We start from the raw sequence: 11,729 nt of genomic DNA, 5'->3' as shown, positions 1-11,729 counted from the left end.
GGCTTTTCCGCCGGCGTAGCCGGCGAGTCACTTCCGAAGGCGTTGATGGATGTCCGGTATAGCCCTCAATCCGGCACCGCCATCACCCCGCTCTTGAGCAGTGCAGCCACCAGATCCGACTGCGTCACCATCCCCACCACGCGCCGGTGGTCGTCGATCACCGGTGCATGGTGCAAGCCGCCGTCCGAGAACGCCTGGGCCAACTCCACCATCGGCTGCTCGGGTCGGGCGGTGACGACGGCGCGTGTCATCAGGTCCCGCACGGTACCAGCCAGCCGCCGCGCACCGGTATCACGCTGAGCCGCAAAAAAATCGCTCTGGGTGATGATGCCTACCAGCCGCCGGGTGGCGTCCACCACCGGCAGGGCCTTGATACGGTGCCGCGACAGCAGGTGCCCGGCCTCATGCGCAGGCTGGTCCGCGGTCACCATGACCACGTCGCGCGACATGATCTCGCCGCACAGCACGTTGCCGAAGTGGCGCCGGTAGGCGCGCAACTGCGCGGCCACCAGGATCTGCTCGAGGTCGTCTTCTTCGATATCCAGGAATTCGCCGCGCACCTTCAGCGCAGCATCGAGGTCGGCGCGGGTGACGCCCACGCGCTGGGATGGCGGCACGTCCTTGGTCCCGTGCTGCATGGCAGGCTCGGGCGGGCGGTGCGGGTAGCGCCGCCGCGACAGGTTGTTGAAGGCCAGCGCCATCAGCAGCAGCAGCATCGAATTGAACAGCACGGGCACGGCAACGAAGCCGAAGCCCAGCGCACTGACCGCTGGCCCGCCGAATACGGCGGTGATGGCCACCGCGCCGCTGGGCGGGTGCACGCAGTGGAACTGGAACATCAGGGCGATGGAGACGGCCACAGCGACCGCTGCGGCCAGGCCAGGGTCCGGGATCCAGCGTGCGCACGCCACGCCGATCAGCGCGGCAATCAGGTTGCCGCCAATGACTGACCAGGGCTGTGCCAGCGGCGATGACGGCACGGCGAACAGCAGCACCGCGCAGGCTCCCATCGGCGCGACAAACCAGGGGTTGAAGCCGCCCAGGGTCTGGTGGCTGATCCACTCAGTGCAGAGCAGGCCCAGCAGGGCGCCCAGGCAACTTTTGAGGCGCTCCTTGCGGCTGGCGGCAACGGGTAGCGGAACGAATGTGCGCAGCCATGCACGGGCATTCTGCGCCAGGGCAGAGACAGCGGGGGCGGTTGGCATTCTTGTGACGGGGGGGCGCTTTGGAATGGTGCGCGTAATATATCACGGGGTGATATATTTGGTCGCCTTTGGTGCGGCGCATCCCAATCGTGGGGCATGATGCACCGCACAAGCGCAAGCGCTTGGCGGCCTGAGCGGCTTTTTTACTTGTAGGTCGACAGCAGGATGCTGGTCTCGGTGGCGCTGATGCCGTCGATCAGCCGGATCCGGTCCAGCGTGCGGTCGAAGGCCTCGAGCGTATCGGCGCGCAGCTCGGCAATGATGTCCCAGCGGCCGTTGGTGGTGTGCAGCGCCTGCACATTGGGCTCGCCGCGAAGAGCCTGCAGCACGGTGCGGGCCTTGTTGCCTTCCACGGCAATCGTCATCCAGGCGCGGATGCGGTGCGCTTCGGCCTCGGGCCGCAGGCGCACCGTGTAGCCAACGATCACCCCTTCCTGTTCCAGCTTGTCGATGCGGTTCTGCACGGTCGCGCGCGACACGCGCAGCGCCTGTGCCAGCGCCGTGACCGGCATGCGCGCGTTGTCGCGCAGGAGGGAAATCAGCTGGTGGTCGGTGGCATCCATGGCGTGGGCAAACGGTCTTTGCAAAGCGCCAGCATAAGCTGGCATTTTGATAAATGCCTCACGCAAATTGCGCAAGTTGCTGGCTATTAGTTAACACCAGCTTGCCCGAGAATTCAATCGACCGATTGATTTCCCAACGCCTGCCATTAAAAAGGAGCCGCTCCGTGACCCATACCCCCACGATCCTGCTGGTCGAGCCGACCTTCTACGACGTGTCGTACAGCATCAATCCGTGGATGGATCCGGCTGCCTGGGCGCGCGACCCGCGCGGCATGCACCGCAGCGCGATGCAGTCGTTCGACGCGCTGCGCGAGGCGCTGGGCCGGGCCGGCTTTGCGGTGGAGGTGGCGCCCGGCGCGCCGGGGCTGCCCGACATGGTATTCCCGGCCAACGCCGCGGTGGTGCTCGATGGCCGCGCGCTGCTGGCGCGCTTCCGCTACCCGCAACGCCGTGGTGAAGAGGCGCCCTTCGCCGACATCTTCGGCAAGCTGCGCGAGCGCGGCCTGCTCGACGAAGTCGCGCTGCTGCCCGAGGGCTGCTTCCAGGAAGGCGCGGGCGACTGCATCTGGGATGCCGGCCGCGGCCACTTCTGGGCCGGGTTCGGTCCGCGCTCGTCGCATGAGGCGGCCGTGGCGGTGTCGAGCTACTTCGGCAAGGACGTGGTGGCGCTGGAGCTGGCCACCGAGCAGAGCTACCACCTCGATGTCTGCTTCTGCCCGCTTTCCGGCGGCGAGGTGCTGTACTACCCGCCGGCCTTTAGCGAAGCGGCGCTGCGCGAGCTGCGCGCGCGCGTGCCGGCGCGGCTGCGTATCGAGGCCAGCGCCGACGACCTGCGCCACTTCAGCGTCAATGCCGTCAATCTCGACGACCAGGTGGTGATGACCCGTACCACGCCGCACCTGCGCACCGAGCTGGGCCGGCGTGGCTACCAGCTGCATGAGGTCGACCTGTCGCCCTTCATGCTGTCCGGCGGCGGCGCCTATTGCATGACGCTGCGCCTGGATCGCCGCAGCGGGCGTGGCGTGGCCGCGGCGGCGGCGGCCTGAGCAGACCATCAAGGAGAGGGTCATGAAGAACACCGCCCGATCATTGTTTCTCGATGCCACGGACGTTGCCCGGCTGGTGGCCTTGATCGGCCCGCAGGCCGCCATCGTGGAGTTGGCCGCACAGGTGCGCCACGCCTTCATGCGCTGGGCGGATTTCGACAAGTCCGCGCGGCTGGCGAGCCATTCCGCGCGTGGCGTGATCGAGCTGATGCCCGTCAGCGACGGCATCCAGTATGCATTCAAGTATGTGAACGGCCACCCGCGCAATGCGCAGCACGGCATGCCGACGGTGATGGCCTGCGGCCTGCTGGCCGAAGTGGAAACCGGCTTCCCGCTGATGCTGGCCGACCTGACGCTGGCCACTGCGCTGCGCACCGCGGCCACCTCGGCGCTGGCGGCGCGCGCCATGGCACGGCCGGGTGCAGCGACGATGGCGCTGATCGGCAACGGCGCGCAGGCCGAGTTCCAGGTGCTGGCCTTCCAGGCGATGCTGGGCGTGCGCGAGATCGCCGCCTATGACATCGACCCCGCCGCCACCACACGGCTGATGCGCAACCTTGGTGGCGTACCCGGTCTTTCGATCCGGCGCGCCGGATCGATCGAGGCCGCGCTGGCCGGGGCGGACATTGTCTCCACGGTCACCGCCGACAAGACTCGCGCCACCATCCTCACGCCTGAAATGGTGCGGCCTGGCATGCACCTTAATGCGGTAGGCGGCGACTGCCCCGGCAAGACTGAACTGCACCCCGATATCCTGCGCCGCGCGCGCATCGTGGTGGAGTACGAAGCCCAGACGCGCATCGAAGGCGAGATCCAGCAGTTGCCGGCCGACGCGCCGGTGACGGAGCTGTGGCAGGTGCTGGCCGGCAACGCGCCCGGCCGCGCGGCGGCGGACGAGGTGACCGTGTTCGATTCGGTTGGGTTTGCGCTGGAAGACTACGCCGCGCTGCGCTGGCTCTACGCCGCAGCGCAGGCGCACCGGGCGGGCAGGGCGGTTGAACTGGTGGCGATGCCGCCGGATCCGCGCAACCTGTACGGCTGGATGATGGCACAGGCCGACGGCGACGAAGTCGGGCTGGCAACGCCCCGGCAGGCGGCAGTGGCCTGAGGCCGCAGGCGATGCCGGGGCCGGCATGGCCCTGGTGCAGCCGTGCTCAGGTGGCGCGGCCCATCATCAGTTGCGCGCGCAGGAAGCCCTTGACCTCTTCCAGCGACGGCGTCTTCAGGAACACCATGATGCCCCAGTGCTGCAGGGCATCGGCCACGCCTTCATAGGCCTGGCGGTTGGTGATCACGGCGAAGATCACGTGCTGGCTGGCAAAGAAATTCTGCAGCTTCTCGATGGTGGCCGACTCGGCGTCGTTCAGTTCGTCGACGTAGTACAGCACCACGCGCGGATGCTCGCTGACCGAGGTGATGACGGTGTCCAGCACATCGTCGACCACCACGCTCTTGAGTGGCAGCCCCCACTTGGCAAGCTGGCCGTGGATGCGCTGAGCTTCCTGGTGGTTGGGGTGGAACACCACCAGGTCCAGGCCGTGCGGCGACGCCGATTCCGGCCCGATGCGCGTCGCCAGCAGGCGGTGCACGGTTTCCTTGTGGATGCGCCGATGGCCGCCGTTGGTCTTCCAGGCGCCAAGTTCGCCGCGCTCGACCATCTTCTGGACGGTGCCCAGAGAGACGTTAAGCAGTTTTGCCGCTGTACGCGTGCTGTAATAAGGCTTTTCAGCCAGTGCCGGATCCAGTTTCATCCCATCACCCGTGGTCCTGAAGGCAGTCGCGCCGGGACGGCGCCCGCGGCGCCAGGCACATGCGCCGCGCGGTTGTCACTGCCAATGGTTGACTGACCCTGTGTCCTGGCCCGCTCCCCCGCCGGCCGGACGGCTTTCTTTATAAATTTGTTGTTTCTTTCATTTCCAGCCGATCAGCGACTTTCTGGACATATTGAAGGTCTCAGACTCCGATCTGCTGGAAGCCAATAATATGCCGCAAACGCTAATCGATCTGTAAGAAAAACATAAATCCATCGCGTATTGGTTGTTTAACGCACATTGGTGCTTGCAGGCAGACACGACAGTAACGCAGACATTGTCCTGCCCAGGTGGTTCCCCAGGGTTCAACGCAGCGTCTGAAGCATCCGCTGAATACAGCGGCCGCTTCAGAGTTCTGTCGTGACGTGACAGATTGCGCGGCATGGCCGGCGCGACTGTCATCGAGTCACCGGCCACGCTTCAAAGCCCGTACTTGCGCACCTTGTCGAACAGCGTGGTCTTCGCCATGCCCAGGGCTTCGCTGGCGCGGCTCAGGTTGCCGTCGTGGCGGCGCATGGCATCGGCAATCAGTGCGCGCTCGAATTGCTCGACTGCCTGCGCCAGTGGCAGGGCTTCTGGCGCGGTGGTGCCGTGGCCGGGGTTGCAGCCCAGCCCCAGCACGTGGCGCTCGGCCAGGTTGCGCAGCTCGCGCACATTGCCGGGCCATGGGTAGGCTACCAGCGCGGCCAGCTCGGCCGGGGTCGCGGGCACCGCCTCGCGGCTGAAGCGCAACGCGGCCTGCGCGACGAAATGCTCGAACAATGCCGGCACGTCTTCGCGCCGCTCGCGCAGCGGCGGCAACTCCAGCGTGATCACGTTCAGGCGGTAGTACAGGTCAGCGCGGAACTGGCCGGCATCGGAGAGCGCGCGCAGGTCGGCCTTGGTGGCAGCCACCACACGCGTGTTGACCGGCACCGGCTGGTTGGAGCCAAGCCGTTCCACCACGCGTTCCTGCAGCACCCGCAGCAGCTTGATCTGCAGCGGCATCGGCATGCTCTCGATCTCGTCGAGAAACAGCGTGCCGCCTTCGGCGTGCTCGATCTTGCCGATGCGGCGGCGCGCGGCACCGGTGAACGAGCCGGCTTCATGGCCGAAGATCTCGCTTTCGAACAGCTGCTCTGGCAGGCCGCCGCAGTTGATGGCAACAAAGTTGCGCGCGTGGCGCTGGCTGGCCTCATGCAGGCAGCGCGCCACCAGCTCCTTGCCGGTGCCGGTCTCGCCGTGGATCAGCACATTGGCGTCGGTGCCGGCCAGGTCGGCGATCAGGCGGCGCAGCCGCTCGACCGTGGGCGAATGGCCGATCAGGTGGGCTTCAAGCTTCTGGCGGCCCGCCAGCCGTTCTCGCAGTTCTGACACTTCCAGCGCGAGCCGGCGCTGCTCCAGCGCGCGGCGCGTGGCGTCCACCAGCTGCTCGGGCGAGAACGGTTTTTCCAGGAAGTCGTAGGCGCCTTGCTTCATCGCCTGCACCGCCAGCCCCACGTCGCCGTGGCCGGTGATCATGATCACCGGCAGGGCCGGGTCGCGCTCGCGCAGTTGCGCGAGCAGCGCCATGCCGTCCTGGCCCGGCAGGCGAATGTCGCTGACGACCACGCCGGCATAGCCCGGTCCGGCCTCGCGCAGCGCGGCCTCGGCGCTGCCCACGCCGCGCGTGGCAATGCCCTCCAGCCGCAGCGCCTGCTCGCAGCCCAGGCGCACGTCGGCATCGTCCTCGACGATCAGTACGGTCAAGTCAGCCGGCATGCTTTGCGTCCTGTGGGTTGGCGTCCTGCGGCGCCAGCGGCAGCACCAGCGTGAAGCAGGCGCCGCCGTCCGGGTGGTTGGCGGCGGACAGGCTGCCGCCGTTTTCATTGAGGATGCCGGCCGACAGCGTGAGGCCGAGCCCCAGGCCTTGCCCGGCGGGCTTGGTGGTGAAGAAGGGCTCGAACAGCCGTGCGAAGGCTTCCTCGGACAAGCCGGCGCCGTTGTCGCGCACGGTCAGGTGGACCATGGCGCCCGCCACGTGCGCGTGCAGCGCAATGCGCGGCGCGGACTGGCCGGCGACGGCATCGAGCGCGTTGCCGAGCAGGTTCACCAGCACCTGTTCCAGGCGGTTGGGATCGCACACCACCGCCAGCGTCGGATCGATATCGCGCTGCAGCGCGGGTTGGACCGCGTCCACGCGCGTCTGCAGCAGGAACAGCGCGTTGTCCACCGCTTCGGCCAGCCTGGCCTGGCGGCGGCCGTTGCCGGACTTGCGTGCAAACGACTTGAGCGCGCCGGTGATGCGGCCCATGCGCTCGACCAGCCCGATGATCGTGTCGAGGTTGGCGCGCACGGTGGCGTAGTCGCCGCGCTCGAGGAACTTGCCGGTGTTGCCGGAGATGGTGCGCAGCGCCGCCAGCGGCTGGTTCAACTCATGCGCGATGCCGGTCGACATCTGGCCCACGGCGGCCAGCTTGCCTGCCTGCAGCAGCCCGTCCTGGGCCTGGCGCAGCACGGTCTCGGCACGGATGCGTTCGGCTACCTCGGCCTGCAGGCGCTGGTTGGAGGTGGACAGGTCGGCGGTGCGATCGGCCACCTTGCGTTCCAGCTCGCCGTTGGCCGCTTCCAGCGCGGCGCGCGCCGCCAGGCGCTCGTTGACGATGCGCCGGCGCACGTTCCACGCCGCCCCCAGCAGCAGCACGAAGGCGGTCAGCACGCCGGCCAGCGCCGCCGTGTTGAGCGCGGCCACGCGCGCCTGCGAGGTATTGGTCAGCAGCGTGAGCTGCCAGTCGGTGCCGGGCAGCGCGGCATGCTGCGCCAGCATCGGCGGGCCGCGGCGCAGTCGCACCAGTTCATCGCTGCTGCTGCCGTTGCCGTTGTTCAGCTTGCGCACCAGGGTCAGCGGCAGTTGCGGCAGCGGGGCGCGGTTGTACTGCAGGCTGCGCGTGAACCGCGCGCGCGCCTCGGGTGACAAGGGGCGCAGCGCGGCCAGCTTCCACGACGGGTCCGAGGCCAGGATCACCACGCCGTTCCCGTCGGTCAGCAGCATCTGGCTGTCGGCGCCCTGCCAGCGGTTCTCCAGCGGCTCCAGGCCGATCTTGACCACCGCCACGCCGACCGGGTTGTCGCGCTCGCCCAGCGGCGCCGACAGGTAGTAGCCCGATTCGCTGCGGGTGGTGCCCACGCCGTAGAAGCGGCCCAGCTGGCCGTCCATGGCTGACTGGAAGTACGGGCGGAAACTCAGCGCTTCGCCCAGGTAGCTGTCCGGGCGCTGCCAGTTGCTGCTGGCCAGCACCTTGCCGTGCGCATCCAGCACATAGATCACGCGCGTGCCGGCGCGGGCATTGAGGGCGCTCAGGTAGTCATTGGCGCGTGCCGCGCGGGCGGCGTCGTCCGGGCGCAGCAGCAGCGCGGCGATGCGCTCGTCCAGCGACAGCAGGCCGGGCACGTAGTCGTAGTGGGCCAGCTCGCTTTCCAGTGCCTGCGTGTACAGCCGCAACTGCACCTGGCCGCGTTCGGCCTGGCGCGCCAGCGCGGTGTCGTAGCTGTAGCGGTAGCCGAGCGAGCCGGCCAGGCCCACCAGCACGGCCAGCGCCAGCAGTGCGAGCAGCGGCGCAAGGCCGCGCAGGCCGTGGGGCANCGGGCGGGGGGGCGGGCGCGAGCCGGTGGGTGCGGCGGACGCAGGTGCGGTGGCGCGGGTGGTATCGCCGGGAGGGTGTAGCGGACCGGTCATCAGGTGTTGGGTGAGGCAGGTGGCAAAGCCGCCGCGCGGGCAAGACGGGCAGGGGCCGGCGCGGGTGCCTACTTTTACCACACCAGGGGGGCAGTGCCGCGCCAGAATGCAAAAAGGCCCGGTTGCCGTATCGGCAACCGGGCCCTGGCACGCCTGGCGGACGGTATTACTTGCCCGCGAGGACCTGGGCAGGTGCCAGGCCGGTGGTGGTATCCGCGGCGGGTTCATCCTCCTCGGACGGTACCGGCGCGCCGATGGCGCCTTCGCTTTTGGCGACGACGGCGGTGGCAATCGCATTGCCGAGCACATTGGTCACGGTACGACCCATGTCGAGTACGTGGTCGATACCCAGCACCAGCAGGATGCCGGCCTCCGGCAGGCCGAACATCGGCAGCACGGCGGCGACCACCACCAGCGAGGCGCGCGGCACACCGGCGATGCCCTTGCTGGTGACAAGCAGGACCAGCAGCATGGTGATCTGCTGGGTCAGCGACAGCTCGATGCCATACACCTGCGCCACGAACAGCGCGGCAAACGAGGTGTACATGATCGAGCCGTCCAGGTTGAACGAGTAGCCCAGCGGCAGCACGAAGTTGGTGATGCGCTCCTTGACGCCGAAGCGGGTCAGCTGGTCGATCACCTTCGGGTAGGCCGATTCGCTGCTGGCGGTGGCGAAGCCGATCATCAGCGGCGCGCGCATCTGCTTGAGCAGGCGGAACACGTCACGGCCCAGGAAGAAGTAGCCGCCGGCGATCAGCGCCACCCACAGCAGCGCCAGCGCCAGGTACAGGCTGCCAATCAGCTTGGCGTACACGACCAGCACGCCCAGGCCCTGCGCGGTGATCACCGCCGCGATCGCGCCGAACACGCCCACCGGGGCAAACGCCATCACGTAGTTGGTGACCTTCAGCATCACCGTGGCGAGGCCTTCGATGCCTTGCAGCACGGGCTTGCCCACGCCGTCCTTGACCGTGCCCAGCGCAAAGCCGAAGAACAGCGAGAACACCACGATCTGCAGGATCTCGTTGTGCGCCATGGCCTCGGCGAAGCTCTTGGGGAACATGTGGGCGATGAAGTCGCGCAGGTTCAACGCGCCGGTCTTCAGGTTCGAGGCGGCGTCAGCCGGCGGCAGCGGCAGGTTCATGCCGTGGCCGGGCTCCAGCAGGTTGGCCATCACCAGGCCCAGCAGCAGCGAGGTGATCGAGGCGCCAATGAACCACATCATCGCCTTCAGGCCGATGCGGCCCACGGCGCGGCCATCGCCCATGCTGGCGATGCCGGCCACCAGCGTGGCGAACACCAGCGGGCCGATGATCATCTTGATCATCCGCAGGAATACGTCGGTCAGGATGGACAGGTGGTCCGCAATCGATTTGGCGGTGGCGGCGTCCGGCGCCATGTTGTGCGCGGCGGTGCCGACCAGCACGCCGAGCAGCATCGCAATGAAGATCAGGGTGGGCAGTCGATTCAGTTTCATCGTGGATCAGGCCTGTGCGTCCGTTTCCTGTGGCAGGGACGGGCGTCTGTGTATTGCGGGAAGGCTGGACGGCGATGTCGGGGCGCCGGGCCGGCCTTGTCGTGGTTCAGCGCGGCAACAGGTGCCGGGGGTTCGCCGGGGTGGCGAAGGGGGTGGGCAAGGCGGGGTCGGTCATGTGTGTCCTCCTTTGTTTTTGGCATCGGCCGGGACGCCGGGCGGCGTGCCGGCATACCCGTCTGGCGCTGTGAGCGGCGGCCTATATTGCACGCGCCGTGCCAGGCCGAAAGGGCTGCAGGCGTTGTGCAACTTGTTGAATACAAAGGGGAAAAAGATGTGATTCCGGCGCACGGTTCGGGAATCCGGACCGGCATGCGACAACGCCGTTCGGTAATCCGAACGGCGTTGTAGGTGTTAACCCGGGGTTTTGGGGTGCTGGCAGCGGTGGGGAGGGTGGGCGTTTGCTGGCGTCACGGGCTGGAAAAACCGAGGGCCCCGCTTCTTGTGGTTCCTAGCTAAACCGCCCCTCACCCCGGCCCTCTCCCCATGAGGGGAGAGGAAGAACACCTTGCTTAGGCTAGCTCGGGCGGCGTTGGTGCACCCCCAGGGAGCTCATTTCAGCCGCCGTCCCAGTGTTTCCGGCACCATCGCCAGGCCGATCAGCGATACCAGGCCGCAGCCGATCACGTACAGCGCGGGCGCATTGACGTCACCGGTGACCTGGATCAGCCGGGTCGAAAAATACTGCGCAAAGCCGCCGAAGATCGCGATCGCCACGCAATACGCGATCGACAGCCCGGTGGCGCGCAGCCGCTGCGGCAGCACTTCGCTGACCAGCACCATCGAGGCCGGCGCGGTCATCGACATTGGCACCGACAGGCAGCCCACCACCACCAGCAGGCGCATGAGCGACGGCTCGGCGTTGATCAGCACGAAGGCCGGGTAGACCATCGCCAGCAGCGCCACGCGCGACCACAGCACCACGGTCTTGCGGCCGATGCGGTCAGCCAGCCAGCCCGCGAACGGCGACAGCGCCACCTGCACCAGCGCCGCCACGCACGCGGCCCAGATGCCCAGCGACAGCGGCATCTTCAGCACGCTGACCGCATAGTTGCTGAGGTAGTACACAACGATATAGGTCGAAGAGGCCAGGCCGATCATCAGCAGGATGCTGGCGATGATCTCGCGGCCATGGCGGCACAGCAGCGGCCATTGCGCGGCGTGCTCGCCATGGCGCACGGGCGCGGCGGTCTCTTCCAGCCGGCGGCGGATCACCAGTCCGACCGGGATCACCAGGATGCCGATCATGAAGGCGAGGCGCCAGCCCCAGGCTTCCAGCTCGGCCGGCGCCAGCACGTTGCTCAGCACCAGGCCGGTGATCGCGCCCAGCAGCGCCGCCAGGCCCTGGCTGAACGGCTGCCATGCGGTATAGAAGCCGCGCGTGCGGTCATCGGCGTATTCCAGCAGCAGCGCGGTCGATGCGCCCATCTCGCCGCCGATGGCAAAGCCCTGCACCAGCCGCGCCACCACCACCAGCACCGGCGCCAGGATGCCGATCTGCGCGTACGGCGGCGTCACCACGAAGATCAGCGAGCTCAGCCCCATCAGCCACAGCGTCAGCGCCACTGCCGGCTTGCGCCCGGCGCGGTCGGCGTACATGCCGATCAGCAGGCCGCCCAGCGGGCGCATCAGGAAGCCGACGCCGAAGGTGGCGAACGACATCAGCAGTTGCCCGGTGGGGTTGTCGACCGGGAAATAGAGCCGGCCGATCAGCGTGGCAAAGAAGCTGTAGACGACGAAATCGTAGAACTCCAGGCCGTTGCCGATGGTGATGGCGGCAATGGCGCGCGTGCGTGACAGCTGCGCCTGGGGCGCAGCGACCGCCACGCCGGCGGTGGTGTCGATGGACATGGGTGTCTCCGTAAAACGATAAGGC

The 11,729-nt window shown here is 67.7% G+C and carries 9 protein-coding genes; 2 read left to right on the top strand and 7 right to left on the bottom strand.

Features of this window, described 5'->3' with window-relative positions; translation table 11 throughout:
• Positions 1-65: 65 nt before the first annotated feature.
• Together CF68_RS19740 and CF68_RS19735 are read right to left on the bottom strand one after the other, a co-directional pair.
• The gene (locus CF68_RS19740) at positions 66-1,205 is read right to left on the bottom strand and encodes an HPP family protein (RefSeq protein WP_035821974.1); all 1,140 of its coding nucleotides are present in this window, start codon (positions 1,203-1,205) and stop codon (positions 66-68) included.
• A 143-nt stretch (positions 1,206-1,348) separates the two neighbouring features.
• Positions 1,349-1,768 carry an Lrp/AsnC family transcriptional regulator gene (locus tag CF68_RS19735; protein ID WP_035821972.1) on the bottom strand — a complete coding sequence of 140 codons (420 nt, stop codon included), beginning with the start codon at positions 1,766-1,768 and terminating at the stop codon, positions 1,349-1,351.
• Between the two features lie 164 nt (positions 1,769-1,932).
• Between CF68_RS19735 and CF68_RS19730 the strand changes: the two genes are divergently transcribed.
• Positions 1,933-2,814: a dimethylarginine dimethylaminohydrolase family protein gene (locus CF68_RS19730; RefSeq protein WP_035821970.1), complete on the top strand. Its 882-nt coding sequence runs from the start codon at positions 1,933-1,935 to the stop codon at positions 2,812-2,814.
• A 22-nt stretch (positions 2,815-2,836) separates the two neighbouring features.
• Entirely contained in the window at positions 2,837-3,922 is a 1,086-nt protein-coding gene (locus tag CF68_RS19725) for an ornithine cyclodeaminase (protein WP_035821968.1), read from the top strand.
• A gap of 46 nt (positions 3,923-3,968) precedes the next feature.
• Here the strand turns inward: CF68_RS19725 and CF68_RS19720 are convergent, their stop codons facing one another.
• The 5 genes from CF68_RS19720 to CF68_RS19700 all read right to left on the bottom strand — a co-directional run bounded on the left by CF68_RS19720 (position 3,969) and on the right by CF68_RS19700 (position 11,704).
• Complete coding sequence (locus CF68_RS19720; RefSeq protein ID WP_035821965.1) at positions 3,969-4,565, bottom strand: helix-turn-helix domain-containing protein; 597 nt, start codon at positions 4,563-4,565, stop codon at positions 3,969-3,971.
• A 480-nt stretch (positions 4,566-5,045) separates the two neighbouring features.
• Complete coding sequence (locus tag CF68_RS19715) at positions 5,046-6,365, bottom strand: sigma-54 dependent transcriptional regulator (RefSeq protein ID WP_035821963.1); 1,320 nt, start codon at positions 6,363-6,365, stop codon at positions 5,046-5,048.
• Positions 6,355-8,319 carry an ATP-binding protein gene (locus CF68_RS19710; RefSeq protein ID WP_035821961.1) on the bottom strand — a complete coding sequence of 655 codons (1,965 nt, stop codon included), beginning with the start codon at positions 8,317-8,319 and terminating at the stop codon, positions 6,355-6,357. Before CF68_RS19710 ends, CF68_RS19715 begins: the two co-directional genes overlap by 11 nt.
• Before the next feature lie 166 nt (positions 8,320-8,485).
• Complete coding sequence (locus CF68_RS19705) at positions 8,486-9,796, bottom strand: dicarboxylate/amino acid:cation symporter (RefSeq protein WP_035821960.1); 1,311 nt, start codon at positions 9,794-9,796, stop codon at positions 8,486-8,488.
• Positions 9,797-10,405: 609 nt separating this feature from the next.
• Entirely contained in the window at positions 10,406-11,704 is a 1,299-nt protein-coding gene (locus CF68_RS19700; RefSeq protein ID WP_035821958.1) for an MFS transporter, read from the bottom strand.
• Positions 11,705-11,729: the final 25 nt, after the last annotated feature.

Origin of the sequence: Cupriavidus sp. SK-4, from assembly GCF_000611125.1 — a bacterium.
GTDB classification, from domain to species: domain Bacteria; phylum Pseudomonadota; class Gammaproteobacteria; order Burkholderiales; family Burkholderiaceae; genus Cupriavidus; species Cupriavidus necator.
This window is presented reverse-complemented; position numbering and strand designations above follow the sequence as displayed.

What these genes read in the sequence shown, in the direction of transcription:
- CF68_RS19700 (WP_035821958.1), bottom strand. Translation starts at nt 11,704, where the DNA reads ATGTCCATCGACACCACCGCCGGCGTGGCGGTCGCTGCGCCCCAGGCG.
- CF68_RS19715 (WP_035821963.1), bottom strand. Translation starts at nt 6,365, where the DNA reads ATGCCGGCTGACTTGACCGTACTGATCGTCGAGGACGATGCCGACGTG.
- CF68_RS19720 (WP_035821965.1), bottom strand. Translation starts at nt 4,565, where the DNA reads ATGAAACTGGATCCGGCACTGGCTGAAAAGCCTTATTACAGCACGCGT.
- CF68_RS19740 (WP_035821974.1), bottom strand. Translation starts at nt 1,205, where the DNA reads ATGCCAACCGCCCCCGCTGTCTCTGCCCTGGCGCAGAATGCCCGTGCA.
- CF68_RS19735 (WP_035821972.1), bottom strand. Translation starts at nt 1,768, where the DNA reads ATGGATGCCACCGACCACCAGCTGATTTCCCTCCTGCGCGACAACGCG.
- CF68_RS19725 (WP_035821968.1), top strand. Translation starts at nt 2,837, where the DNA reads ATGAAGAACACCGCCCGATCATTGTTTCTCGATGCCACGGACGTTGCC.
- CF68_RS19705 (WP_035821960.1), bottom strand. Translation starts at nt 9,796, where the DNA reads ATGAAACTGAATCGACTGCCCACCCTGATCTTCATTGCGATGCTGCTC.